Raw genomic sequence first — 25543 nt, 5'->3', positions numbered from 1 at the left:
ACCTTCGCGCGCGACTGCGCCGATCGCAACGCGTGGGCCCCTGTTCAGGCCGAGTGCTCCGCCAGCCGGTCCAGAAACGCGGACTGGGCCGGGATGATCACGGCACGGGCCCGGTCGAGACCGAACCAGGCAACCCGGTCCAGCTCCGGGAACTCCGCCGTGCGGCCCGACCTCGGCGGCCACTCCATGGTGAAGGTCCCCGGCTCGATCGCCGCGGGGTCCAGGTCCGCCTCGATCGCCCACGCCGTGACGATCTTGCCGTTGGCCTGCGTGACCTCGCCCAGCGCCAGGGCCGTCCCGTCCGGCGGCGCGAGACCCAGCTCCTCGCGGAACTCCCGCCGGGCCGCCTCCCAGGCGGGCTCGTCCGGTGCGTACTCGCCCTTGGGCACGGTCCACGCGCCCGCGTCCTTCTTCGCGAAGAACGGTCCGCCCATGTGGCCGAGCAGCACCTCGAGACGGGCGTCGGTGTGCCGGAACAGCAGGAGTCCCGCACTGCGCCTGGCCGCACGCGCCGTCACGGCCCGACCTCCGGGTGAGCCGCCAGCAGGGCCTCCACCGTATCGGCCTCCTCGGGCCGTTTGTCCTCGCGGTAGCGGACCACGCGCGCGAAGCGCAGGGTGACGCCGGCCGGGTAGCGGGAGGAGCGCTGCAGACCGTCGTAGGCGATCTCCACGACGAGTTCGGGGCGCACCGTGACCCCCCAGCCGTGCTCCTCGACGGCCAGTTCCCCGAGTCTTCCGGTCTGCCAGACGAGCATCGCGTCGGTCATGCCCTTGAAGGTCTTGCCGAGCATCGCGAAGCCGCCGTCCGGGGTGCGGGCGCCGAGATGCAGGTTGGAGAGCCGGCCGGTGCGGCGGCCGTGCCCCCACTCGGCGGCCAGCACCACCAGGTCCAGCGTGTGCACGGGCTTGACCTTCAGCCACGACGCGCCGCGCCGGCCCGCGCTGTACGGGGCGTCCAGCGCCTTGACGACCACGCCTTCGTGGCCCCGGGCCAGCGTGTCGGCGAGGAAACGCTCCGCCTCGGGGATGTGCTCGGGACCGGAGGCGACCGTGCGGCGGACCCGCATCGGGGCGGGCACCAGATCGCTGAGCATCGCGTGCCGCTCGGCGAAGGGCAGGTCGAGCAGGTCCACGCCGTCCACCGACAGCAGGTCGAAGAAGACGGGGGAGACGGGCACCTCCTCGGCCGCCCGCGCCACGTCCACCCGGGAGCCCACCCGCCCCGCCGTCTCCTGGAAGGAGCGCGGCCGGCCGGTCGCGTCGAAGGAGAGCACCTCGCCGTCCAGGATGAACCGTTCGCTCGCCAGGGCCAGAGCCGCGCGGGTCACCTCGGGCAGCCGGTCGGTGATGTCGTCCAGGGTGCGGGTGTGGACCCGTACCGCGCTGCCCTCCCGGTGCACCTGCACGCGGATGCCGTCCAGCTTCTCCTCCACCGCGCACGCGCCGAGCTTCTCCACCGCCTCGGCGACCGAGGAGGCGCTGTGCGCCAGCATCGGCAGCACCGGACGGCCGACGGTGAGCCGGAACCGGTCCAGGGCCCCGGGCCCGTCGGCCAGCAGCGCCTGCGCCACCGTCTGCAGCGACCCGGCGAGCATCACCGCCCGCCGTACGTCCGCCGCGTCCGCGCCGGTCGCCCGGGCCAGGCCCTCCACGGCGACCGCGTCCAGCGCGCCCTGCCGGACCTCGCCGGTCAGCAGGCCGAGCAGGAAGCGCTGCTCGCCCTCGGTGGCCGCGCCCATCAGCTCGCCGACGATCCGGGCGCGCTCGGCCTGGGAGCCGGGGCCGGACACCTTGCCCAGCTCGCCGAGCCGGGCGTCGACCTCCCGCACGGTGAGCGAGGGCTCGGCGGCGGGCGGCACCGGGCGGCCCAGCACCTTCCAGCCGACGCCGAGGCGTCCCTGGGGGAGCCGTCCGGCCAGATAGGGGATGACGATGGGCACGTCGTCCGCCTCCGCCTCCCGGAAGAGCTCCGCGAGCAGGGCGGTCTTGCGGGATCTGGCCGCCGTGGCGGCCACCTCCCGGGAAACCTCCGCGAGCCGGGTCAGCAGCATGCAGTCAATGTGACCCGGCGGCCCACGCTCTACACCCTGCTCGGACCGCGGGGCCGGTCGCGGGGCGAGAGGATGCGGGTAAGGGCGCGTACGGTGCGGCCGGCGCGAGTGACGCGATCGACTGTTCCCCGATCGGCAAGCGACCGCTTAGTATGCGGTGGACCCGGTCAGACGAAGCAGTCCCGTGGAGGCCCCCATGCAGGCATGGCAAGTGCACGAGAACGGCGAGCCGGGCGAGGTGATGCGCCTGGCGGAGGTGGAGCGGCCCACGCCCGGCGAGGGTCAGGTGCTGCTCCGCGTGCGGGCCGCCAACATCAACTTCCCGGACGCCCTGCTCTGCCGCGGCCAGTACCAGGTACGGCCGCCGCTGCCCTTCACGCCCGGCGTGGAGATCTGCGGCGAGACCGAGGACGGCCGCCGGGTGCTCGCCAACCCGGCCCTGCCTCACGGCGGCTTCGCCGAGTACGCCCTCGCCGACGCCCGCGCCCTGCTGCCGGCGCCCGACTCGCTGGACGACGCCGAGGCCGCCGCGCTGCACATCGGCTACCAGACGGGCTGGTTCGGCCTGCACCGCAGGGCCCGCCTCGAGGCCGGGGAGACCCTGCTCGTGCACGCCGCCGCCGGCGGTGTCGGCAGCGCGGCCGTGCAGCTCGGCAAGGCGGCCGGGGCCACCGTGATCGGCGTGGTCGGCGGCGCGCGGAAGGCCGCCGTGGCCCGCGAACTGGGCTGTGACGTGGTGGTCGACCGGCACGCCGAGGACGTGATCGCGGCCGTCAAGGAGGCCACCGGCGGCCGGGGCGCCGACGTGGTCTACGACCCGGTGGGCGGTGAGGCCTACACCCAGTCCGCCAAGCTCGTCGCCTTCGAGGGCCGGATCGTCGTCGTCGGCTTCGCGAGCGGCACCATCCCCAGCCCGGCCCTCAACCACGCGCTGGTGAAGAACTACGCCATCCTCGGCCTGCACTGGGGCCTGTACGCCACCAAGAACCCGAAGCTCATCCTGCGCTGCCACGAGGAGCTGACCGCACTGGCCGCCAGCGGTGCGATCAAGCCGCTGGTGAGCGAGCGGGTGCCGCTCGACGCAGCCGCCGCGGCCGTGCAGCGCGTCGCCGACGGTGTGACCACCGGCCGGGTGGCCGTGGTCATGGACAAGGGAGCCGCCGTATGACCGACGCCGACGACCTCAGGCGCCGCACCGCCGAACTGCTGGCCGCCCACCCGCCGGCCGGCACCGACCGCCTGGAGTTCCTCCGGGCCCGCTTCGACGCCGGCCTCGCCTGGGTGCACTACCCCGAGGGCCTCGGCGGCCTCGGCGCCCCGCGCTCCCTGCAGACCGTGGTCGACACCGAGCTGGAGGCCGCCGGCGCCCCGGACAACGACCCCCGGCGCATCGGCATCGGCCTCGGCATGGCCGCGCCGACCATCCTGCGCTACGGCACCGAGGAGCAGAAGCGGCGCTTCCTGCGGCCCCTGTGGACCGGCGAGGAGGTCTGGTGCCAGCTCTTCAGCGAGCCCGGCGCCGGCTCCGACCTGGCCGCGCTCGGCACCCGTGCCGTACGGGAGGGCGACGACTGGGTGGTCGACGGGCAGAAGGTGTGGACCTCCAGCGCCCACGTCGCCCGCTGGGCCATCCTCATCGCGCGCACCGACCCGGGCGTGCCCAAGCACGCGGGCATCACCTACTTCCTGTGCGACATGACCGACCCCGGTGTCGAGGTGCGGCCGCTGCGCCAGATCACCGGCGAGGCCGAGTTCAACGAGGTCTTCCTCACCGGCGTCCGCATCCCCGACACCCGCCGCCTCGGCGAGATCGGCGACGGCTGGCGGGTCGCCCAGACCACCCTGAACAACGAGCGCGTCGCCATCGGCGGCATGCGGCTGCCCCGCGAGGGCGGCATGATCGGCCCGGTCTCAGCGACCTGGCGGGAGCGCCCGGAGCTGCGCACCCACGACCTGCACCAGCGGCTGCTGACCCTCTGGGTCGAGGCCGAGGTCGCCCGGCTCACCGGTGAACGCCTGCGCCAGCAGCTCGTCGCCGGCCAGCCGGGACCGGAGGGCGCCGGCATGAAGCTCGCCTTCGCCCGGCTCAACCAGGCGATCAGCGGCCTGGAGGTCGAACTCCGCGGCGAGGAGGGACTGTCGTACGACGACTGGACCATGCGCCGCCCCGAACTGGTCGACTTCACCGGCCGCGACGCCGGCTACCGCTACCTGCGCTCCAAGGGCAACAGCATCGAGGGCGGGACCAGCGAGGTCCTGCTGAACATCGTCGCCGAGCGGGTCCTCGGCCTGCCCGCCGAGCCGCGCACCGACAAGGACGTCGCATGGAAGGACCTCGCCCGATGAGCGAACAGCGGGATCTCCTCTACTCCGAGGAGGAAGAGGCGCTGCGCGCGGCCGTCCGCGACCTGCTCACGGACCACTGCGCCCCGGCCGACGTGATCAGCCGCACAGAGTCGGACGCGCCGCACGACCTCGCCCTGTGGAAGTCGCTCACCGAGAGCATGGGCCTCGCGGGGCTGCTGGTGCCCGAGGTCCACGGCGGCCAGGGCGCCACGCACCGGGAGGCGGCCGTCGTCCTGGAGGAGCTGGGCCGGGCGATCGCCCCCGTGCCCTACCTGACCAGCGCGGTCGTGGCCACCGAGGCCCTGCTGGCCTGCGGGGACGAGGAACTGCTCGGCCGGCTGGCCTCCGGGCGGACCATCGGCGTCCTCGCCGTCGGCCTGCACCGCGCCCCGGGCGCCGATTTCCCGGCCGTACGGCTGGAGGGCGGCACCCTGCACGGGGAGCTGACCGGCATCGCCGACGCGGCCGCCGCCGACGTGCTGCTCGTCCCCGCCGACGACGGCGGTCTGTACGCCGTGTCCGCCGACGCGGCGACCGTCACCCCGCAGATCTCCCTGGACCTGACCCGGCCGCTCGCCACCGTCGCCCTCGACGGCGCGGCCGGCCGCCGGATCGGAGCCGCGGAACCCGCCGTGCGCCAGGCACTGCGGTCCGCCGCGGGGCTGCTCGCCTCGGAGCAATTCGGCGTCGCCGACTGGGCGCTGACCGAGACGGTCCGCTACCTGAAGGAGCGCAGGCAGTTCAACCGGCAGGTCGGCGGCTTCCAGGCGCTCAAGCACCGGCTCGCCCAGCTCTGGCTGGAGGTGGTCAACCTGCGGGCCGCCGCCCGCGCCGCCGCCGACGCGCTGGCCTCGGGCCGGGACACCGACGTCTCGGTCGCCGTCGCGCAGGCGTACGCGGCGCCCGTCGCCGTCCACGCGGCCGAGGAGGCGCTGCAACTGCACGCCGGGATCGGCATGACCTGGGAGCACCCGATCCACCTGTACCTCAAGCGGGCCAAGGCGGACTCCCTCGCCTACGGCACCGCGGGAGCGCACCGCACGGCCCTGGCGGCACTGGTCGACCTCCAGGCGCCCTGACCCGGGCGCGCGCCGAGCCCGCCCCACCCGGGGCGGGCTCCGCCGCGTCTCCGCGCGGCGAGGTGAACGGGGGGCGGCGGTCCAGCCAATTCGCTTGTACGCAAGGATCGTTGGCTCCCTCCTGCCCGCATACTTCCCCAGGTCCCGTTCGGCACCTCAAGGGAGGCAGCGCATGGCCCTCACCACCCGTCGCGGAGCCCTCACCGCCCTCGGCGCCGCCCTCACGGGCGCGATCACCCTTCCCTCCACCCCGGCCCGGGCCGGCGGCGGCCACCGCGGCCCGCGCCCGCTGTGGCACGCGCACGCCCACAACGACTACGAGCACCCGCGACCGCTGTACGACGCCCTCGACCACCGCTTCGGCAGCGTCGAGGCCGACATCTTCCTCGTCGGCGACCAGCTCCTCGTCGGCCACGACCCCTCCGAACTCGACCCGGCCCGCACCCTGGAGTCCCTCTACCTCGCCCCGCTCGCCGCCCGCGTCCGCGCCAACCGAGGCACCGTGTACCGCGGTTGGCACCGCCCGCTGCAACTCCTCGTCGACATCAAGACCGAGGGCGCCTCGACCTACCTCGCACTCGACCGCCGACTCCGGCGCCACCCGCACCTGTTCACCACCTGGGCGCACGGTCGCGTCCGCCCCGGCCCGGTCACCGCCGTCGTATCCGGCGACCGCGCAGCCCGCGTCCCGCTGGAGACCCAGACCGAGCGCCGTGCCTTCTACGACGGCCGCCTCACCGACCTCGGCGGCCCGGCGCCCGCCTCCCTCATCCCGCTGATCAGCGACGCCTGGACGGCGAACTTCAGCTGGCAGGGCGAGGGGACCTTCCCGGCCGCCGAGCGGCGCAAGCTGCGCGACCTCACCGCCGCCGCCCACGCGCGCGGGCAGCGCGTCCGGTTCTGGGCCACCCCGGACACGGCCGGCCCGGCCCGGGACGCCCTGTGGACCGAACTGCTCCGCGCGGGCGTCGACCAGCTCAACACCGACGACCTCGCGGGCCTCGAAAAGTTCCTCGACGCCCACCGGTTCGCGTAAGACCACACGATCGGAGGACATGTCAGCCGCCCGGACGAACCCCCCGCTACGCCACACTTGCGGCCGAACGCCGCTCATGGGGCGTGGCGGAGGAGGTTCCAATGGCCATTTCCATCTCTGTGGTGCTGCTGCTCCTGATCCTGGCGGTGGTGTTCATCCGCAACGGCGCGCTGAAGATCTCGCACGCCCTGGTCTGCATGCTGCTCGGCTTCTATCTGGCCAGTACCAGCATGGCGCCCACCATTCACAGCGGGCTGACCGCGACCGCCGACCTGGTCAGCAGCCTGCGGCCCTGACCGGGCGCCGGGTCAGGACGAGAAGACCCCGATACCGTTCGCCACGGGGCGCTCGGTGCCGCCGCTCGGGTGGTTGCGGACCTTGACCGCGCGTGCTCCCGCCGCACGGGTGACCATCTCGGACGAGCCGCCGCCGTCGAGGTTGAACGCGTCGGTGGCGCCCAGGTCGTCCATGGCGGCCGCCTCCTCGGCGACCGTCATGCCGGTCCGGTAGGCGGCGGCCCCGTCCAGCGCGAGCAGCAGCATCCGCCGGCCGCCGTTCGCGAAGCCGACGACGGTGCGCACGGCCGAGGTGGTGTCGTCCAGCCCGGACAGCGGCCTGCCGTCGCGCAGCACCGGGTAGCCGCCGATCGCGAACGTGTAGGAAACCTTGGCGGTGGCCGCCACCAGGGCGTGGGTGACGGTCACCCGGTCGCCCGGCGACAGCTCGCGCAGCCGGCGCGCGCCCTCATCGCGGCCCACCAGGACCGTGGTGCCCGCGGCGATCGGCCCGCTGCCCGGCGTGGCGGCGGTGGAGGTCACCCGGCCGTCGCGCACCTTCACCTCGTAGGTGTCCGTGCTGCACCCAGCCGCCCGGTTCGTGTCCGTGCCGCAGGTGGCGCGCACCCGGGAGGCGCTGCCCCAGCGGGAGGTGAAGGCGCCGACGGAGTTCTGCGGCAGCGCGTACTGGTTGAGGCCCTTGAGCGGGAACCGTCCCTCCGGTGTGGTCACGGTTCCGGTGAGGGTGAGGCGGTCCAGGCGGGCCCGCCGGTCGGTGCCGACCCCGAGGACGTCCCGGGTGCCGGTGCCGGGCGGCAGCGCCGGCCCGAACCGCTGCCCCGCCGGGACCGCCGCCTTGAGCACCCGGCCCGCCGCGACCGCCGGACCCACGCTCGCCCCCGTCGCCTCGACGCCCGGGTGCTGGGTCTCGCTGATGTTGAAGAAGTCGCCGTTGACCCCGCCGACCGCGCCGGCCGCGTCCGCCATCCCGGACACGGTCTCCCGGGCGGCCACCGCCCCCGGGTGCAGCAGGTCGAGACGGACATGGCGGTTCGTCAGGTCGACGGTGAGCAGATGGGCGTGGGTCCTGCCCGCCGCCGCGCGGATGTCGAACTGCCGGTAGGTGACCCCCGGCGCGATCCGTCTGCCCAGCGTGGCGGCGCCGGCCGGCGCGGCCCCCGCGAGGGACGCACCGGCCAGCACACCGAACGCCGTGAGAGTGGAGAGAACCGATCTGCCTGCTGCCGTCTGCCGCCGATCGCGCGCCACTGCGCCCCCTGATGTCTCGTCAACTGTCCCAGGACTCGGGGGAAGTGCACCAGACGGTGGTGGCGCTCAGGCCGGCTAGGCGTCGACTACGCGAGAACGGGTGAGAAAACGCACCCCCTCGGGTGCTTCCAGCGAGAAACCGCTCCCCCGTCCGGGTACCACGTCCACGATCAGCCGGGTGTGACTCCAGACCTCGTACTGACTGCGCGACATCCAGAAGGTCACCGGCTCCTCGACCCCGTCCACGGCCAGCTCCGCGAGCAGCACGTCCGAGCCGCCGGTGCGGAACTCGCCGTCGGGGTAGCACATCGGCGCGCTGCCGTCGCAGCAGCCGCCGGACTGGTGGAACATCAGCGGGCCGTGCTCCGCGCGCAGCCGGCGCACCAGCTCGGCGGCCTGCGGGGTCAGTTCGACGCGGGGGAGTACCTCTTCCATGGTCACCGTCCTGGGAGCGGGCGTCGGGGGCGATCCAGTCTCACGGCTCGTCAGGGCGGCGTCCAGCGGGCGTCCTTCGCCGCGGTCGGGGTCAGCGGTGGCTGAGGACGTTGACGACCTTGCCGTTGGGGTCGCGTACGAAGAACCGCCGTACGCCCCACTCCTCGTCGGTGAGCGGGTGCACGATCTCCGCGCCCCGCGCCCGCATCGCCGCGTACACGGCGTCGACGTCCTCCACCTCGATGCTCAGGTCGGGGACGACGGGCGCGGTGCGGTCCGCGCTCATGAGGCTGAGCTGGACGGCCGGGTTGCGGGCCGAGGCCAGCGTCCTGATCCAGCCGAGGTCCATCACCTCCTCGAACCCCAGCACCCCGTAGAAGTCGGTGCTCTCCGCCGGGGCGTTCGACCTGATGTTGGGCACGACACGGCGTACGTACATCTCACGGCTCCGTTGGTCGGTCGGGCGGTCTGACGGTGTGACGGCCGGGCGGTGACGGGACGGTGCGGGCAGCGTATCCGGAGCGGGGCGCGAGCCGTCGGCGCTACAACCCGTGCGGCAGCCGGGGAGTCTCATCCTGAGACGGGGTGGGGAGGCGCCATGGACGAGCGCGCAACTGTGCCGGGCGAGGGCCGGGACGAGCACGGTTCGCCCTTGGGGTGGGGCGCGACGGCGGTCGGCGTCGCCGTCGTGGTGTGGCTGGCGTTCGGACCGCTCGGGCCCCTGTGGCTCTACGTCCTCGGCTGGGTGGCGGCACTGTCGGCGCTGGAAGGTGTCTCCAGGCTGGTACGGCGTCAGGGTCGGCCCGTTCCCTCGCCGGGCCGCCTCGTGGCCGGGCTGCTGCGGCTCGGGCCGGAGTCGTGGCTGGTGGCGCCCCGCTGGGGCAGGGTGCGGCCGGCCGCCGGGGGCTTCCTGGTGTTCGCCGTCATGTCCGGCTACATGGGGTGGCAGGCCGCTCAGGAGTACGAGCTGGTGGCCGGCCTCCGGGAACACGGCCGCAGGACCGATGCCACCGTGGTCGAGGTGACCGACCGCTCGGAGGAGGGCCGTGCGCTGAGCGTGGCCGTGCGCTTCGACGCTCCGTCCGGGCCCGTGCAGGCGCATGTCGACCTTCCGTCCGGCCTGGCGGACGACGCGCGGCCGGGCGCGGTCGTCCCCGTCGCGTACGACCCGGCGCGTCCCACCGAGGTCCGCCAGGTCGCGTTCCTCGACGGCCGCGACGCCGACGGAACCCGGACGGGCGCGATCGTGGTGGGGCTGCTCGCGGCGGGCTTCCTGGCGGGGACCACCAGGGAGGTGCTCCGCGTCAGGCGCCCGACGGAACCGGGCGGGGCGGTCGTGTCATGATCCTCGGATGCGAGGGACCGACGAGTTGGCGCAGGTGGAGGATCCGGCCTGGCCCCATGTGCGGGAGTTGCTGGACGGCAGCACGGTACCGGTGCGCGTGCTGCCCGCGGACCCGGACGAGGGCCGCCGGTGCGTGCTTCAGATGCAGGTCACCGCGCGTTCCACGCTGGGCGCGCTGGCGCTGCACTGCGGCGGACTCGTCCTGGACGACGGCTGGGTGCGGGTGTTCGGCGGTGGGTCGGCCGCGGTCGGCGGGCTGCCGAGTCTGGGTCGGGTGAATCGTTTCCCCGAGAGCTTCGATCCCGGCTGGCACCCGTCGACCGGTCTCGTCGTCGGCCAGGACGTGCTCGGCGGGGTGTTCGCCCTGAACGGCCACGACCCGGCCGCTGCCGGCCGCCCCGGTGCCCCCGGGCAGATGACCTACTTCGCCCCCGACACCCTGGAGTGGGAGGCCATGGACATGGGCCACTCCACGTGGGTGTGGTGGCTGCTGTCGGGCCGTCTGGAGACGTTCTACGACGGTCTGCGCCCGCCCGGCTGGCGCGAGGAGTCCGCCGCCCTCGACCTCGCGCAGGGCCTGTCCATGTACCCGTTCCCGTGGACCGGGGAGGCACGCGAGAACCTCGCGGCCACCAGCAGACGGCCCGCCCCGATGCGGGAGATCCTCGGCCTGGCCACGGACTTCGCCCATCAGGCGGGGCTCACCGACCCGGGGTTCCTCGGCGAGGTGTGAGCCACCGGGTCTGCCGCCCCACCCTGACGGGCCCAGCTCCCGCGCCCCGCGCACCTGCGCCCAGCCGTCGCCCCCCGCGCCCCGGGCTCTGCCGCAGAAGCTGAGCAAGGCGGAGGTGTCCCAGCGGGTGAGCAAGCCGGGAGGTCCCCGGCCAGGCGAAGATGAGCCGCGAGGATTTCATCGGCGCCCTCGCGCACAGCGGCCGCCGCCGTGGAAGCTCCCAGCCGTCCCTGGGGGGATGTCGCCCGCGGACGACGGCCGGGAACCCGCTGGAGGTCCCGACGACGAGCCGGCCGGGCTGCCGGTCGTGCTCACCGTGGTGGCGGGCCGCCCGACCCACCGGGCCGCCGGCCTCTGAGGGCGGGCGGCCCGGCCGGGTCAGTGGCGGGCGGTCGCGGCCGGGTGTCCGGGCCCCGCGGCGGCCGGCGGGTCCACCACGTCCACGTCGCTCGCCCGGACGTAGGCGAGCCGGTGGTCGAACTGGATCTCGTAGTACGCCTCCTGGCCCTTCACCACCGGGGCCGGGGAGTCGCCGAAGGACGAGCGGTCGATGTAGGAGCCGAGGACGCGGGACTGGGTCACGTACCGCTGCCCGGCCCGCAGGGAGTAGGGGAGCGGCGCCTCGGGCTGCTCGTCCATGCCCTCCGGGTAGGCGTCCTTCTCGGGCAGGGCGCGGCCGAACACGGAGATCTCCTTCACTCCCTCCTTCGGGGTCACCACCCGGCCGCGCGCGCCGACCGCGGTCGGCTGCGCCTTCGGGTTCCTGAACCACGCCTTGTGGCCCTGGAACCAGATGGCCGTCCAGTCGCCGCTGCGCCCTGCGACCGCGAAGGTCTGGCCCGCCGAGACCCGCGAGCCCAGGTCGTTGACGTCCTCCGTGGAGTCCTCGCCGTCCGGGCGCCGGCCCGGGTCCTGGATGAGGGGCGCGTCGTCGGACGGCTCACTGCGCAGCCGCACGGCGCTGGAGCCGTGCGGCGCGCAGGGCACTCCGGCCTTGGCGCACCCCGTGAAGCGCGGCTTGTGCTTGCCGTAGTCCGGCAGGATCATCACGACGTCGCTGTCGGGCCCGGCGGTGGCCCGCAGCGGCGCGCCGAGCAGGTCGAAGTAGTGCCGCCAGTCCCAGAAGGGGCCCGGGTCGTCGTGCATGTCCGGGATGCTGTCCTCGGTGGGGGCCGGCACGTTGTCGTGCCCGAAGATGTGCTGCCGGTCCATCGGGACCTGGTACTTCTTCGCCAGGTAGCGCACCAGGCGGGCCGACGACCGGTACATCTGCTCCGTGTACCAGGCGTCGGGGTGCCGCAGGAAGCCCTCGTGCTCGACGCCGATCGAGCGGGCGTTGACGAACTGGCTCCCGGAGTGCCAGGCCGCGTCCTTGGTCTTGATGTGCTGGGTGACGTGACCGTCGCTGGAGCGGATGGAGTAGTGCCAGGACGCCTCCTCGGGGTCCTGGATGGTCAGGAGCATCGACGCCAGGGGCGCCTCGGTGTCGTGGATGACGATGTAGTCGATCCGCTGGTCCTTGGGCCGGTCGGCCACGTCGTGGTTGCCGTACGCGTCGTCGTCGATCCGGACGTAGGGCGCGCCGAGCCAGGAGCAGGACAGCTCGGGCGGGCACTCGACGTTCTTCGGCCGGGAGCCGCCCGGGGCGGCGGGCGCGTGCGGGCGTACCCCGGGGCTCGCGGTGAGGGTGACGTGCTGACCCGCGTCGGTGGTGCGCTGCGCGCCCCGGCGGATCACGTCGAAGACGTCGTTCGCGTAGATCTGCGCGGACACCTTGTCGGTGGTGCCGGGGAACCGGGCCACGGCCTCCCACCAGTCCGCCGGGTTGGCGCTGAGCGGCTTGCCGAGCTGCCGCTGGGTCGCCGCGAGGAGGGCGGCGCCGCCCCGCACGTTGGCGGCGTCGTCCGTGCGCAGCTGCGCGGCCGGCAGTCCGGTCAGGATCGCGGCCCGTTGCAGGTCCGCCGACTGCGCCGCGGGCTTGTCCGGGGTGCCGGCGTCCTGCTTGGCGGGCGGCCCGGCCGCCGCGGCGCGCGGCCGTGCGGGGTCGTGCGGGGCTTCCGGCGCCCGCGCCACGTGGGTGTCCACCAGGTGCATCGGCCCGTAGCCGCCGACGACGCTCGGGGCGCCGGGGTGGGAGTCCCACCGCGACTGGAGGTAGGACACGCCCATCAGGACGTTGCGGGGCACGTGGTACTCGTCCGCTGCGGCGGTGTAGTCGTCCTGCAGCCGTTGGTCGGGTGGCGAGCCCGTGTCGGCCGAACGGTCGATCAGCAACGGCACCAGCAGTGCAGCCGAGGCGGTCACGCAGATGATCCGCCGGTGTCCGCGTACGGTTCCTAGGACGCGTGGGGCGACGCGTTTCTTCATGCGGGCTGCCTCCAACGAGGTCGGTGAGGCCAGGACAAACGCGGCCAGGGCGAAGGGGGGTTGCCCTGTGCGTCACCCCTCGTACGTTTCCGTGCCTCGCGCGCCGCGTCGCGCCGAGCGTCACCGGCGTGGACCAGCCACGGGGTACAGGCCACCCGGTCGGCGGCAGTCGCGCCGGGCCGGGCGGGGCGGTCCTCAGTCCTCCTCGACGGGGTCGACGCGCCAGTCGGGACGGCCGGGCATGGGCGGGGTGTGCGGCCCGTGCAGCCACGCCGTCAGAAAGGGAGTCAGGTCCTGACCGGCCACGCGGGAGGCCAGTCTGACGAAGTCTCGGGTGCCGGCCACCCGGCCCCGGTAGGTCGTCACCCAGGACCGCTCGATCCGGTCGAAGGCGGCCTCGCCCACCTTCTGGCGCAGCGCGTAGAGCACCAGGGCGGAGCCGTCGTAGCGCATCTGGCGGAACAGGGTCCCCGCGGTGGGTTCGGCGGGCGCGCCGTCGTCGTGCCGCCACTGGTCGTGCTGCTCGTAGGCGGCCCGCATCGCCTCGTCGAGGTCCGGGCCGCCGTGGCCGTCGGTGTAGAGGCGCTCGTAGTAGCGGGCGTGTCCCTCGCTCAGCCACAGGTCGGACCAGCGGCGGATCGCCACGCTGTCGCCGGTCCAGTGGTGGGCGAGTTCGTGCACCAGGTTGCGTTCGGCGTCGACCCGGTCGCCGAGCAGGTCGGCGCTGGGCACCACGGACAGCGACTGGGTCTCCAGGGCCACCGGCAGGTCGGTGTCCCCGACCAGCACGCCGTAGCGGCGGAAGGGGTAGGGGCCGAGCCGCTGTTCCAGCCAGGCGAGGTGGTCCGGGGTGAGCGAGCGGTAGGCGCGGGTGCCGCCGACCAGGTCCTCGGCGACCACGTCGCGCACAGGCAGTCCGTGCGGCCCCGTGCCGTCCACGAGGGTGAACCTGCCGATGGCCAGCTGGACCAGCTGGGGCGCGAGCGGGTGCTCGGAGTCGTACGTCCACCGGGTCCGCCCGTCCGGCTGCCGTACGCGCCCCACGAGCCGGCCGTTGGCGACGGCGGTCAGTCCGGGCGGGGTGGTGACGTGGAAGGTGAACGGCGCGCGCAGGCTGGGGTGGTCGTCGGCCGGGAAGACCATCCGCGCGCCGTCGGGCTGGAGGGACAGCAGGGTGCCGTCGGCCGTGGGGACCCAGCCGTAGTCCTGGATGGCGTCGTCGCGGTGCCGGCGCAGCGTGGGGTCGGCGGTGTAGGCGACCCGGACGGTGAACCCGCCGCCGCGCGGGATCGGCCGCGCCGGGGTGACGACCAGTTCGTCACCGTCGCGGGTGAACCGGGCCGGGGCGCCGTCCACGCTGACCGTGTGCAGCGTGTTGCCCGCGAAGTCGAGGTCGAAGCGGGACAGCGCCTGGGTGGCGGTGGCGCGCAGGGCGGCGGTCGCGGGGAACGGCGTGCCGGGCGCGCGCCAGTCGAAGTCGAGGGTGTAGCGCCGCACCGTGTATCCGCCGTTGCCGTCGAGCGGCACGAGCGGATCTCCCATGCCCGGGGCCCCGGGTGACGGGACCTCACCGGACGGGCGGGTGGAGCCGCCGGGGGCCGGGCGCCCGGCGCGGGGCGGGGCCACGTGCTCCTCGGCCGGAAGGACGAAGGTGAGGACGGCGGCGGTGACCCCCGCGGCGCCGGCGAGGGCGAGCGCCGCGCGGCGGGCGCGGGAGCCGCCCCGGACGGACGGCCCCCTCACCGGACGGGCCGGTGGGCGGGGCCGGTCGGGGGGATCGGTCGACCGCCGGCAGGCGTGAGGTCCATGGCCGCACCTTCGGAAGGAGTGAACTTACGGGGTGTATGTCCCACATCATCCTAAGAACGATGGGTATCTAAATCGGACATGCTGCTCCATACCTTGATATAAAGATCGCATGAACGCGTGGCCGTCCCCCGGGCGACCTGTGCGAGGCCGCGCCTCCCTTGTCTGCGGTTGGAGCTCCCAAGGAGTGGCATGAGGCCGTTCAGAGTCGCGGCACCCCGACAGGCACCGGTACCCGTGGTACGCAGGCCCGCCCATCCCGATGGCGCGCGGGCCCGCTGGTACTGGCCCCTGTCCATCGGCGTGGACCTGGCCGGGGCGGCGCTGCCGGTGGCCGCGGCCATCGTGGAGGTCCGCGAACCCCATCCCCTGCGCCTCGCGGTGGCCGCCGCCCTGCTGTGGCCGCTGATCAGGGTGGCCGGCAAGCGGTACACGCCCGCCGCCTGGGGCGACGGGGGAGTCCTGCGGGCCGTCACCCGGGACTGGCTGGTGCTGGTCGGCGCCCTCGCGACACTGCGGGTGCTGTGCGGTCTGAACAGCGTGCCCGCCGAGGCCTTCACGGCGCTCATCCCCGCGCTGGTCCTCACGGCCGTCTGCCAGAAGCTGATCCACCGTCATCTGCGGGCCGCCCGCCGGGCCGGCCGCGCCCTGCGGCACGTGCTGGTGGTCGGCGAGGGCCCGACCGTCGACACGGTGGTCGCCCAGCTCGCCCAGCGCACCGACCACGCCTACGTGATCGTCGGCTGCTGCCCGGTCGGGGAGCGGGAGGTGCTCTCCGGCGTGCCGGTGGACACACGGCTGCCCTGCGAGACGCCCGGCAGCCCGGAACAGGACGCCGCCGTGGTGCTCGCGGCCGCCGACACCTTCTCGGCCGACCTGGTCTTCGTGGTGCCGGGACCCCACCTGTCGGGGGACCGGCTGCGCCATCTGTCCTGGAGCCTGCACGACCTGGAGTACCCGCTCGTCGTGCTGCCCGGCATCGTCGACGTCGCACGCCGGCGGGTCCGGCTCACCTCGGCCGCCGGCCTCACCCTGCTGCACGTCGTGCCGCCGCTGCGCCGGGGCGCGCCCGCGCTGCTGAAGGCCGTCGTGGACCGGGCGGGTGCCGCCCTGCTGATCGTGCTGCTCGCGCCGCTGCTGCTCCTGCTGGCGCTCGCCGTCCGGCTCGGCTCGCCCGGACCCGCCCTGTACCGTCAGACGCGGGCGGGCCGGCACAACGTGCCGTTCCCCATGTGGAAGTTCCGCACCATGGTCGTCGACGCGGACCGGCTCAGGACCGAGCTGGAGGACGCGAACGAGAACGACGGCCACATGTTCAAGATGCGCCGCGACCCCCGGGTCACCCCGCTCGGGCGCGTGCTGCGCCGCTACTCGCTGGACGAGCTGCCCCAGCTGTTCAACGTCCTGCTCGGCCACATGTCCCTGGTCGGCCCCCGCCCGCCGGTGCCCGAGGAGGTCGCCAAGTACGACCAGGTCGAGATGCGCCGGCTCAGCGTCAAACCGGGCCTGACCGGCCTGTGGCAGGTCAGCGGGCGCTCGGACCTGTCCTGGCACGAGACCGTCGCGCTCGACCTGCGCTACGTCGACAACTGGTCCCCGGCCGTGGACATGAACGTCATCGTCCGCACCGTGCGCGCGGTGCTCGACGGCCAGGGCGCCTACTAGCCTCGGCGCGCCTCCCGGCGCCCCGGTGTCCCGGCCGGGGCACCGGGGCGCTCCGCCATCCGGGCAGCCCTGCCGCCAACACGCCTCGAACACGGGTCGGCGCACTCACGGGCCGTGAAGGATCACGCACGTGGATGCCCCGGCCCTCCGAAAGGGACACTCTGATGGCGCAGACCGCCGCCCCGCCCCCCGCTGACTCCGCACCGGTCACCACGGACCGGCCCGTGACCACGCGCTCCCTGCGCGGCTTCACCGGCAGGGGATACGACAAGGGGCGCCCGCTGCTGGCCCAGGCCGCCTGGTTCGCCGCCCTGCATCTCCTCTTCGTCAAGTGGTGGTTCCCGGCCCGCTGGCGCCCGGCGCTGCTGCGCGCGTTCGGCGCCCGCGTCGGACGGCGGGTGCTGATCCGGCACGGAGTGCGGGTGCACTGGCCGTGGAAGCTGGAGATCGGCGACGACGTGTGGATCGGCGAGGGCGCCTGGATCCTCAACCTCGAACCGGTCACCATCGGCAGCGACTGCTGTGTGTCCCAGAGCGCGCTGCTGTGCACCGGCAGCCACCGCCGCCGTTCCGCCACGTTCGAGTTCGACAACGGGCCCATCCGCCTCGAGCCCGGCAGCTGGGTCGCGGCCCGTGCCGTCGTCCTGCGCGGCGTCACCGTCGGCCGGGGCGGCGTCGTCGGCGCGGGTGCCGTCGCCCACCGGGACCTGGCGCCCGGCGCGGTCCTGACGACGAGGGGAGACGCGGCATGAGACTGCTGCACGTGGTCACGCTCGTCAGCGACGACGGCGCGTTCGGCGGACCGACGAGCGTGGCGGTCGCCCAGCTGGAGGAACTGGCCGCACGCGGCCACGACGTGACGCTTATGTCCCTGTGGCGGGGCCGGGGCCGGGGACCGCGACGGATCGGCTCCGTCCGGCTGCGCACCCGGCCCGCGCGGGCCCTGCTGCCGGGCCGCGGGTTCCTCGCCCTGCTCCATCCCCTGCTGGTGCGCGACCTGTGGCGGGCCATGCGCGACGCGGACGCCGTGCACGTCCACGCGGGCCGTGATCTGGTCTCGCTCGCCGCCCTCGCGGTCGCCGCCCTGCGCCGCGTCCCGTGCGTCGCCCAGACGCACGGCATGGTCGAGCCGCGCACCTCGGCCGCCGTCCGGCTGTTCGACCTGGTCTACCTGCCGCTGCTGCGCCGGACGCGCACCTGTCTCGTCCTCACCGAGCACGAGCGGCGGATGGTGGAACGGGTGCTCGGGCCCGGCGGCCCGCCACTGCGCGTCCTGCCCAACGGCATCCGCCCGGCACCGCCGGAGCCGGGGCGGCAGCCGCGTGACCCCCATGTGCTGTTCCTGGCCCGGCTGCACCCGCGCAAGCGCCCGGAGGCGTTCGTGGAGATGGCGGCGCTGGTCCACCAGGAGATGCCCGAGGCCCGGTTCACGCTGTACGGCCCGGACGACGGATCGCTGCCCGCCGTGCGCCGGCTCATCGCCGGCGGGCTCGACGGCGTGGTCCGCTACGGCGGGGCGCTCGACCCCGCCGAGGCGCGCGAGGCCTACCGGAGCGCAGCCGTGCACGTGCTGGCCAGTGTGAACGAGCCGTTCGGCATGACGGTCATCGAGGCACTGGCCGTCGGCACGCCCGTCGTGTGCACCGACACCTGCGGCATCGCCGGTGAACTGGAGCGCCGGGGCGCCGCGGTCGTCACCGACGGCAGTCCGCGGGCGATGGCGGACGCGGTGCGCGCGCTGCTCGGCGACCCGGAGCTGTGCGACCGGATGGCGGAGGCGGGCCGGCGCGTGGTCGAGGAGGTCTTCTCCATCCACGCGGTGGCGGACCGGCTGGAGGAGGTCTACCAGGGCAGGGGCGCGGCTCACGCCGAAGGCCCGGACCGTCCCGGTCGGGAGACGGAACGGGCCTCTTCGTGGCCTGTGGTTTGACCGGGCCGTCGGACAACGCCTGTCCGATCGCGTCCGCCCACGGCGGGGCCGGCGGCGGGCGCCGCCGCCGGCTCAGCTCGCCGATCCGCGGCTCACGCTCCAGAGGATGTCCTCGAAGCGGGTGGCGCAGCCCTCCAGCGCGAACTCCCGCTCGGCCAGCGCACGGCTCTCCTTGCCCAGCCCCTCGGCGCGCGCCGGGTCGGCGAGGACCTGCCGCACCCAGGCGGCCGCGTCGTCGAGCGCGGACTCCTCGGGCGGGAACACCGCCGACCCGGCCTCGTGCAGCAGCCGTGCCGCGAGGTTGTCGGCGGGCATCAGGCCGAGCACCGGCCGCCCGGCGCACAGGTAGGACAGCGTCTTGGACGGGACCGAGAACTGCCCCGCGTCCGGGCCCAGCAGGACGACGAGGACGTCACCCGTGCCCAGCACCTCGGGCAGCCGCTCGTAGGGCTGGAAGGGCAGCAGGGTCAGGTCGACACCGCGGGCCGCGGCCGTCTCCCTGAGCACCGGCACGGCCGGACCGTCGTTGACGACGACGAGCCGTACCGGAGCGCCCTGGCCGCGCAGCCGCTCCGCCAGCCGCACCAGCAGGGCCGGGTTGTGCTTGAGCCCCAGGGTGCCCGAGTACAGCACCGTCCGCACGCCGTCCAGGCCGTGCTCGCCCGACCAGGCGTTGGCCCGCCGCACCGGGACGATCTCGTCCAGCGGCGCCCAGTTGGGGATGACCGAGACCTTGTCGGCGGTGCCCCAGCCCTCGTGGACCCGGAGGAAGGAGTCGGCGATCACCACGACGGCCGAGGCGCGCCGGGCCGACCACTTCTCGCCCGCGCCGATGACCTTGGCGGCCAGGCCCATGGACTTCGCGACACCGGCGGCCGCGAAGCTGCGGAGCGCGACCGCCGTCACGTCCTGGTGCCACAGCACCCAGGGCACCCGCAGCCGGTTCAGGGCGGCGGCGGCCACCACCAGCGCGGGCACCGGCAGGTTGGACAGCAGCGCCACGTCGGGGTTCTCCCGGCGTACCTGGCGGGCCAGTTCGAGGCCCAGCCGGGTCTCCTGGTGCAGCCGGTGGAAGTACGCCTCCTTCCGCAGCCGGGTGCCGTCGCCGATGGTGAGGAAGCGCAGCCCGTCGGCGGCCGGGGCGAGGTTGCCCTTGCCGGAGACGTACGCGGTGCACGTGGAGTGGGCGACGTCGTGTCCGCGGCGCGCCAGTTCCCGGCTGAGCTGGGCCTGGAACGGGTGGCCGCTGTAGTCGTGGACGAGGATCCGCATCGGCTCCGCGTTCCCCTCTGCTCGTCCCGGCGTCACTGCTGGGAGCGCTTGACCTGGTCGTAGACCCAGGCGTAGGTCTTCTCCAGGCCGTCGCTCAGGGAGACCGAGGGCTCCCAGCCGTGGATCTCGCGGATCAGGGTGTTGTCGGAGTTGCGGCCGCGCACGCCCTGCGGCGCGTCGAGCCGGTGACTGCGCTCGCAGCGGATGCCCGCGATCTCCTCGACGATGTCGACGAGCTGGTTGATCGTCACCAGCTCCGACGAGCCGAGGTTGACCGGGACGCCACTGTCCCCGTCCATGATCATGCGGCTGCCGTGCAGGCAGTCGTCGATGTACATGAAGGAGCGGGTCTGCAGGCCGTCGCCCCAGATCTCGATCCGGTGGTCCCCGGAGAGGGCCGCCTCCGCCACCTTCCGGCACACCGCGGCGGGCGCCTTCTCCCGGCCGCCGTCCCAAGTGCCGTTCGGACCGTAGACGTTGTGGTAGCGGGCGACACGGGTGGTGAACCCGTAGTCCTCCGTGTAGTGGCGGCACATGCGCTCGGTGAACAGCTTCTCCCAGCCGTAGCCGTCCTCGGGCTGCGCCGGGTAGGCGTCCTCCTCGCGCAGCGCGGTCACGTCCGGGTCGGTCTGCTTGCCGGCGGCGTAGACGCAGGCGGACGAGGAGTAGAAGTACCGCTCCACGCCCGCCTCGTGCGCGGCCTGCAGCATGTGGGTGCTGGTCAGCACCGACATCATGCATGCGGCCTTGTTGTTCTCGATGAAGCCCATGCCGCCCATGTCCGCGGCCAGCATGTACACCTGCCGGGCGCCCCGGACGCCCGCCCGCGCGTGCTCCAGCAGCGACAGGTCGGCGACGACGTTCTCGGCGGCGTCGTGGACCTGGTACCACTCGTGCCGCGGCTTGATGTCGATGGAGCGGACGGTCAGCCCCCCGGCCAGCAGGTCACCGACCAGGTGACCGCCGATGAAACCCCCGCCTCCGGCAACGACGACGTCGACCTGCTTGTTCATGGGCAGCTCCTCGGTCAGATCAGTACGAGATCCGTTCTGTTGTGATCAGCAATACATATTTGTGGTGATTTGCCGTAAATGGCACGCCGTTCACCGGTCCGCGTCCCCCCTGATGACGGCGTTTCCCGCATGGCTGCGCGGAGGTGCTGATTCGCGCGCGCCTGGGGTGAATAGTGAAGAATGGGCGTTATAAAGCTGTTGATGACGTATCAGCGGGAATATCGGAGTGTCAGAGAAGCCGGGGCGACGCGGGCGGCCGAAGTCCGCGGCGTGACCGCGGTGTCCCTGTGGGCCCTGGTGCTGATCGTCGTGCTGCCGGTCCTGGTCCTCCAGTCGGGCGGCGGGCACGTGTCGGCGGCCCTCGCCCTGCAGGGCGTCGTCGTGGTGCACACCGGCGTGGCGCTCACCCGGGTGCTGACCGGGACGCGGGTGCGGCTCGTCGCCCTCGGCTTCTGGGTCTTCGCCTACATCTGGTTCGGCCTCGCGCCCCTGGCCATGCTCGCCACCGACGCCTACCCGTGGGCCTACCGGGCCGGCGAGGGGACCTCCCTCATGGCCGTGGCCGTCGTCGAACTCGGGCTCCTCGCCCACAGCGCGGGAACGGCCGTCGCCGCCCGCCGGGAGCTCGCGCGGACCGCCCGGCCGCTCAGCACTCCACCCGGACCGGTGGAACGGCTGCTCTCCCGCCGTCTCGCGCCCTGGCGTGTCATGGCGCTGTGCGGACTCGCGCTCGCCCTCGCGGTCGTCATCGTCCCCGCCCAGCAGGGTGGTTACGAGGCGTACTTCACGAGCCGTCAGGCGCTGCGCGAGGCCGGCGCCATGGACGCCTCGCAGGACGCCTTCCTCCAGGCCCTGCGCAACTGGTCGCTGTCCGTGCCCGCGTTCTGGGCGCTGCTGGGCCTGCTGCGGCTGCCGGCCCGGCCCCGCGGCGACCGGCTGCTGCGCGGGCTCCGCCGACTGCTGCTGCCCCTGCTCCTGGCCCTGAACGTCGTGGTCAACAACCCCGTCAGCAAACCGAGGTTCTGGGCCGGCACGGTGCTGCTCACCCTGCTGTTCGCCGTTCCCCGGCTGTGCCGTCCGCGCGCCTTCCGGGTCGTCGCGGCCACCGTCATGGCGGCCGTGCTCCTCGTCTTCCCCTACAGCGACTACTTCCGCTACAGCGACCGCGAACAGGTCGCCGTGGTCTCCCTCGCCGAGCAGTTCACCACCAACGGCGACTACGACGCCTTCCAGCAGGTGCAGACCGGCATCGACTACGCGCGGGACAAGGGTTTCTCGCCGACGGACGCGCTGGGCGCCCCGCTGTTCCTGGTCCCGCGCTCCGTGTGGCCGGACAAGCCGAAGGACACCGGCATCGCCCTCGCCGAGTGGGCGGGCTACGACTTCCTCAACCTCTCCGCGCCGCTGTGGATCGAGAGCTACCTGTGGGCCGGACCGCCCGCGGTGGCCCTGGTGTTCTTCCTGCTCGGCGCCGTCGGCCGGCGCATGGACGACGTACGGCACCGGCTGCGCGACCGGCGCGGCAGCCTCGCGCCGCTCCTGGTCCCGGCCTTCGGCTTCTACCAGATGATCTTCTTGCGCGGCAGCCTGCTCGGCATCGTGGGCCCGCTGACGCTCCTGATGGCCGTCCCGCTGCTGGTGACCGCCCGCACCGTCCGGACGTCCCGGCTGCCCTCGGCGCTGCCGGCCGCACCCACCTCGCACGCATCGATCCCCGGAACAGGAGGGCACTCGTGACCGGCTCCACCCACTTCGACGACCGGTACGACGAGCCGGTCCAGCTGCGCGACCAACTACGCCGACTGCTGCGCCACCGCGTCATGATCGCACTGGGCATCGTCCTGGGCCTGCTCGGCGGAGGGGCCCTGGCGACGGCCCGCGCCCACACCTACACCTCCACCAGCGAAGTCCTCGTACGCTCCACCGCCGACCCCTTCGGCACGGTCGCCGTCGCCGCCGACAACCAGGTCAGCATGGGCACCGAACAGCAGATCGCCGCCAGCGCGGCGGTCGCCATCCGCGCGGCCCACGCCCTCGGGCAGTCCGACAGCCGCGCGGCCGCGCTCGAGGACGACCTGCGCATCACCAACCCCGCCAAGTCGCAGGTGCTCCGCTTCGAGTTCACCGCCCGGACCCCCAAGCGCGCGGCGCGCGGCGCCAACGCCTTCGCCGAGGCCTACCTGGCCGACCGCAAGGACCGCAACGACGCCGCCGTGAAGCGGGCCACGCACGGCGTGGAGCAGCAGATCTCCGCGGTCACCCAGCAGGCCAAGAAGAAGGCGGACGACGAGGACGCGACCAGCGCTGCCCAGAGCGAGCTGGCCACCCTGCACAAGCGCGTCTCCGACATCAACTCCCGGGACACCGACGGCGGCGACATCGTCCGCCGGGGCGAGGCCCCCACCCGGCCCTCGGGGCCCGGCCGGCCGGTCCTGCTCGTCCTCGGCCTGGCGAGCGGACTCGCCCTCGGCCTGCTGCTGGCCTGGCTGCGCGCGGCACTCGACTCCCGGGTCCGGTCCGCCGAGGACGTCCGGGCCGCGCTGCGCGCCCCGGTGCTCGGCATGCTGCCCGACGACAGGGACCACGACGGCATCCTGCCGGGCGTCGGCCGGACCGGCGGCGACCGCACCGAGGCCTACCGAGCCCTCGCCTACCGCCTGCGCGGGACCGGGCTCCCGTCCGGCCCCGGCCGGATCCTCGTGGTGGCACCCCGCCGCTCCGCCGCCGCCGGCGAGGTGGCCGTGAACCTGGCCGCCGCCCTGACCGAGTGCGGGGACGAGGTGCTCCTGGTGGACGCCGACCCCGACACCCCCGGCCTCGTGGCGGGCCTGCCGCGGGTGCCCGACGGGGAACGCACGGCGGGTGAGCAGTCGCTGCCCGAGGGCAGCCTCCTCGTCGACGCGGGCAGCGCCGGGCAGTTCGCCTGCTGCTCCAGCGGCGCCACCGGCGCGCACGCCCGGGCGGGGGTGTCCGCCGCGGTCCACCGGATGCTGCCCGCCGCCGGCGCCCGCACCGCGGTCGTCGTCACCCGGCCGCTCCTGGAGCACGCCGACGCGCTGGCCGTCGCCCAGCGCGTCGGCGGCGTGCTCCTGGTCACCGGCCTCGGCGTCACCCGGCGGGACGACCTCGACCGGGTGCACGAGCTGATCGGCTGCTCGGGCGGCACCCTGCTCGGCGCCGTGCTCGACTCCGGCCGCCGGCGCCCGGGACCGCTCTCGCTCCTGCGCCGCCACGCGCGCCGGACCGCCCGGACGCCCGTCACGCAGCTCGTCGAGCTCCCCGTGAAGGACGACACGCTCACGGCCTCCCGCGGGTGACCGCCACCGGAGAGACGGCACCCACCCCCGCCGGGGCCGCCCCGAGCGGGGTCGCCGCCGCCGCGCGGGGCGGGTGGTACGGAGTGGCGGGTTCGGCGACCAACGCCGTCTTCGCCTTCCTCTTCGTCGGCCTGATCACCCGGGCCGTCGGAGCGCGCGGCGCGGGAGCGGTCTTCACCGGCGTGGCCCTGTTCACCATCCTCAGCAACACCTGCAAGCTCGGCGCCGACACCGGGCTCGTCCGCTTCGTCTCCCGCGACCTCGCCGTCGGCGGCGGCCGCTCGGTGGGCGCGCTGCTGCGCACCGCCCTCGTGCCGGCGGCCGTCGCCGGTGTCGCCGCCGCCCTGCCCCTGCTGTGCTTCCCGGCGGTGGCCACCACGCTCCTGCCCCACCTGCCGCCCGCCGACGCGGTCACCCTGGTGCGGCTCTTCGCGCTCTTCCTGCCGGTCGCCACCGTCGGTCTCGTACTGCTCGGCGCCACACAGGGCCACGGCACGGTGGTCCCGTTCGTCGGCGTCGAGCAGATCGGCAAACCCGTGCTGCGGGTGCTGATCGCCGTACCCGTGGCCTACTACGCGCCCGGGATGGTGTCCCTGTCCGCGGCCTGGCTGCTGCCCGCCCTGGCCGGCACCGTCGCCGCCTGGGCGGCCCTGCGCCGCTGCCGCGCCGCGCACGGCGCCCCGGCGCCCACGGCCCGGCCCGGGGCCACGCCCTGGCGGGCCTTCTGGCGGTTCTCGACACCACGCGCGGTGTCCTCGGTCTTCGACATCAGCGCGGTCTGGGTCGGCGTCATCCTGCTGTCGGCGCTGTCCACCAGCTCCGAGGCGGGCGTCTACACCGCCATCGGCCGCGTCGTCACCGCGGGCACCCTGCTGCAGCTCGCCATCCGGCTCGCCGTGGCCCCCGAGATCAGCCGGCTGCTCGCCGTCGACGAGACCGGCGAGGCCCGCCACCTGCACCACGTCTCCACCCGCTGGGTCGTGCTCTTCTCCTGGCCGCTGTTCGTCCTCATCGCCGGCTTCCCCCGGACCGTGCTGTCGCTGTTCGGGCCCGAGTTCACGCACGGGGCGCCCGCGCTGGTCGTGCTGTGCCTGGCCTCGGTGATCAACGTCGCCGTCGGCAACGCGCAGACAGTGCTGCTCATGGCGGGCAAGAGCTCCTGGCACCTGGTCATCACCGCCGTCGCGTTCACGGTCCAGGTGACCGTGGGGCTGCTCGCGGTGCCGGTCTGGGGCGCCCTCGGCGCCGCGGTGTCCTGGGGTGCCGCGATCATCGTGGAGAACCTCTTCGCCGCGGTCCTCATCCGCCGGCGCCTCGGCTTCACCACCGTGGACCGCGGCTACACCACCGCGCTCGGCGTGGGCCTCGTGGTCTCGGTGGCGCTGGCGGCCGCCCGCGCCCTGGCCGGTGACACCGCGTCAGGACTCGCCGTGGCAATTGCATGTGGAATGTGCGCCTTCGGTACTACTTTGTGGTGGTATCGGAAAGTACTGGGACTGAGCGAGCTGGTCGGAGTGCTGCGCCGGCGCGCCGCATGAGCCCCAGCGAGGTGCACCGGGCTCGCCGGGCCCCACGCCACTCACCCCGCCGTCCACACCACTG

Annotated in this window: 22 protein-coding genes; 13 read left to right on the top strand and 9 right to left on the bottom strand. The window is 74.0% G+C overall.

Annotation, left to right across the window (positions count from 1 at the left end; all coding sequences use genetic code 11):
* Positions 1–44: 44 nt before the first annotated feature.
* Positions 45–518: an NUDIX domain-containing protein gene (locus tag PV343_RS02005; protein WP_319144990.1), complete on the bottom strand. Its 474-nt coding sequence runs from the start codon at positions 516–518 to the stop codon at positions 45–47.
* Positions 515–2053 carry an ATP-dependent DNA ligase gene (locus tag PV343_RS02000; RefSeq protein ID WP_319144989.1) on the bottom strand — a complete coding sequence of 513 codons (1539 nt, stop codon included), beginning with the start codon at positions 2051–2053 and terminating at the stop codon, positions 515–517. Before PV343_RS02000 ends, PV343_RS02005 begins: the two co-directional genes overlap by 4 nt.
* A gap of 196 nt (positions 2054–2249) precedes the next feature.
* Between PV343_RS02000 and PV343_RS01995 the strand changes: the two genes are divergently transcribed.
* The 5 genes from PV343_RS01995 to PV343_RS01975 all read left to right on the top strand — a co-directional run bounded on the left by PV343_RS01995 (position 2250) and on the right by PV343_RS01975 (position 6810).
* Complete coding sequence (locus PV343_RS01995) at positions 2250–3221, top strand: NADPH:quinone oxidoreductase family protein (RefSeq protein WP_319144988.1); 972 nt, start codon at positions 2250–2252, stop codon at positions 3219–3221.
* Positions 3218–4399, top strand: coding sequence for an acyl-CoA dehydrogenase family protein (locus PV343_RS01990; RefSeq protein WP_319144987.1), 1182 nt, complete (start codon positions 3218–3220; stop codon positions 4397–4399). The genes PV343_RS01995 and PV343_RS01990 overlap by 4 nt, the downstream gene beginning before the upstream one ends.
* On the top strand, positions 4396–5478 hold the full coding sequence (locus tag PV343_RS01985; protein WP_319144986.1) for an acyl-CoA dehydrogenase family protein: 1083 nt from the start codon (positions 4396–4398) through the stop codon (positions 5476–5478). Before PV343_RS01990 ends, PV343_RS01985 begins: the two co-directional genes overlap by 4 nt.
* Positions 5479–5650: 172 nt before the next feature.
* On the top strand, positions 5651–6514 hold the full coding sequence (locus PV343_RS01980) for a phosphatidylinositol-specific phospholipase C/glycerophosphodiester phosphodiesterase family protein (protein ID WP_319144985.1): 864 nt from the start codon (positions 5651–5653) through the stop codon (positions 6512–6514).
* A 101-nt stretch (positions 6515–6615) separates the two neighbouring features.
* On the top strand, positions 6616–6810 hold the full coding sequence (locus tag PV343_RS01975) for a hypothetical protein (RefSeq protein ID WP_020938562.1): 195 nt from the start codon (positions 6616–6618) through the stop codon (positions 6808–6810).
* 12 nt (positions 6811–6822) lie between these two features.
* On the opposite strand, the gene PV343_RS01970 is transcribed toward PV343_RS01975, so the two are convergent.
* From PV343_RS01970 to PV343_RS01960, 3 genes are all read right to left on the bottom strand, one after another.
* Positions 6823–7992 (bottom strand): phosphodiester glycosidase family protein, encoded by a 1170-nt coding sequence (locus PV343_RS01970; RefSeq protein WP_319144984.1) that lies wholly within the window; start codon positions 7990–7992, stop codon positions 6823–6825.
* Positions 7993–8133: 141 nt separating this feature from the next.
* Positions 8134–8493 carry a DUF779 domain-containing protein gene (locus PV343_RS01965; protein WP_317442018.1) on the bottom strand — a complete coding sequence of 120 codons (360 nt, stop codon included), beginning with the start codon at positions 8491–8493 and terminating at the stop codon, positions 8134–8136.
* Positions 8494–8584: 91 nt separating this feature from the next.
* The gene (locus PV343_RS01960; RefSeq protein WP_319144983.1) at positions 8585–8932 is read right to left on the bottom strand and encodes a VOC family protein; all 348 of its coding nucleotides are present in this window, start codon (positions 8930–8932) and stop codon (positions 8585–8587) included.
* Between the two features lie 159 nt (positions 8933–9091).
* On the opposite strand from PV343_RS01960, the gene PV343_RS01955 reads away from it, so the two are divergent.
* The gene (locus PV343_RS01955; RefSeq protein WP_319144982.1) at positions 9092–9838 is read left to right on the top strand and encodes a DUF3592 domain-containing protein; all 747 of its coding nucleotides are present in this window, start codon (positions 9092–9094) and stop codon (positions 9836–9838) included.
* 7 nt (positions 9839–9845) lie between these two features.
* Positions 9846–10571 carry a DUF2625 family protein gene (locus PV343_RS01950; RefSeq protein WP_319144981.1) on the top strand — a complete coding sequence of 242 codons (726 nt, stop codon included), beginning with the start codon at positions 9846–9848 and terminating at the stop codon, positions 10569–10571.
* 378 nt (positions 10572–10949) lie between these two features.
* Here the strand turns inward: PV343_RS01950 and PV343_RS01945 are convergent, their stop codons facing one another.
* Positions 10950–12938, bottom strand: a complete 1989-nt coding sequence (locus PV343_RS01945) for an N-acetylmuramoyl-L-alanine amidase (RefSeq protein WP_319144980.1) — start codon at positions 12936–12938, stop codon at positions 10950–10952.
* Positions 12939–13133: 195 nt separating this feature from the next.
* Positions 13134–14681: a M1 family metallopeptidase gene (locus tag PV343_RS01940; protein WP_319144979.1), complete on the bottom strand. Its 1548-nt coding sequence runs from the start codon at positions 14679–14681 to the stop codon at positions 13134–13136.
* Positions 14682–14936: 255 nt separating this feature from the next.
* On the opposite strand from PV343_RS01940, the gene PV343_RS01935 reads away from it, so the two are divergent.
* From PV343_RS01935 to PV343_RS01925, 3 genes are all read left to right on the top strand, one after another.
* Positions 14937–16409: an exopolysaccharide biosynthesis polyprenyl glycosylphosphotransferase gene (locus PV343_RS01935; RefSeq protein WP_319144978.1), complete on the top strand. Its 1473-nt coding sequence runs from the start codon at positions 14937–14939 to the stop codon at positions 16407–16409.
* 164 nt (positions 16410–16573) lie between these two features.
* On the top strand, positions 16574–17161 hold the full coding sequence (locus PV343_RS01930; protein ID WP_319144977.1) for a putative colanic acid biosynthesis acetyltransferase: 588 nt from the start codon (positions 16574–16576) through the stop codon (positions 17159–17161).
* Positions 17158–18339 (top strand): glycosyltransferase, encoded by a 1182-nt coding sequence (locus PV343_RS01925; RefSeq protein ID WP_319144976.1) that lies wholly within the window; start codon positions 17158–17160, stop codon positions 18337–18339. The genes PV343_RS01930 and PV343_RS01925 overlap by 4 nt, the downstream gene beginning before the upstream one ends.
* Before the next feature lie 72 nt (positions 18340–18411).
* Here PV343_RS01925 and PV343_RS01920 read toward each other — a convergent pair whose 3' ends face one another.
* Both PV343_RS01920 and PV343_RS01915 read right to left on the bottom strand, forming a co-directional pair.
* Positions 18412–19611: a glycosyltransferase family 4 protein gene (locus PV343_RS01920; protein ID WP_319144975.1), complete on the bottom strand. Its 1200-nt coding sequence runs from the start codon at positions 19609–19611 to the stop codon at positions 18412–18414.
* Between the two features lie 32 nt (positions 19612–19643).
* On the bottom strand, positions 19644–20624 hold the full coding sequence (locus tag PV343_RS01915) for an NAD-dependent epimerase/dehydratase family protein (RefSeq protein WP_319144974.1): 981 nt from the start codon (positions 20622–20624) through the stop codon (positions 19644–19646).
* Between the two features lie 270 nt (positions 20625–20894).
* Between PV343_RS01915 and PV343_RS01910 the strand changes: the two genes are divergently transcribed.
* From PV343_RS01910 to PV343_RS01900, 3 genes are read left to right on the top strand one after another with little or no spacing between them, the layout of a single operon-like run.
* On the top strand, positions 20895–22361 hold the full coding sequence (locus tag PV343_RS01910; RefSeq protein ID WP_319144973.1) for a hypothetical protein: 1467 nt from the start codon (positions 20895–20897) through the stop codon (positions 22359–22361).
* On the top strand, positions 22358–23941 hold the full coding sequence (locus PV343_RS01905; protein ID WP_319144972.1) for a hypothetical protein: 1584 nt from the start codon (positions 22358–22360) through the stop codon (positions 23939–23941). Before PV343_RS01910 ends, PV343_RS01905 begins: the two co-directional genes overlap by 4 nt.
* Positions 23938–25479 carry an oligosaccharide flippase family protein gene (locus PV343_RS01900; RefSeq protein ID WP_319144971.1) on the top strand — a complete coding sequence of 514 codons (1542 nt, stop codon included), beginning with the start codon at positions 23938–23940 and terminating at the stop codon, positions 25477–25479. Before PV343_RS01905 ends, PV343_RS01900 begins: the two co-directional genes overlap by 4 nt.
* Positions 25480–25543: the final 64 nt, after the last annotated feature.

Source organism: Streptomyces sp. WI03-4A (assembly GCF_033792105.1).
GTDB classification, from domain to species: domain Bacteria; phylum Actinomycetota; class Actinomycetes; order Streptomycetales; family Streptomycetaceae; genus Streptomyces; species Streptomyces collinus_A.
Note: the sequence above shows the minus strand (reverse complement) of the source record. Positions and strands in the feature narration are given on the sequence as shown.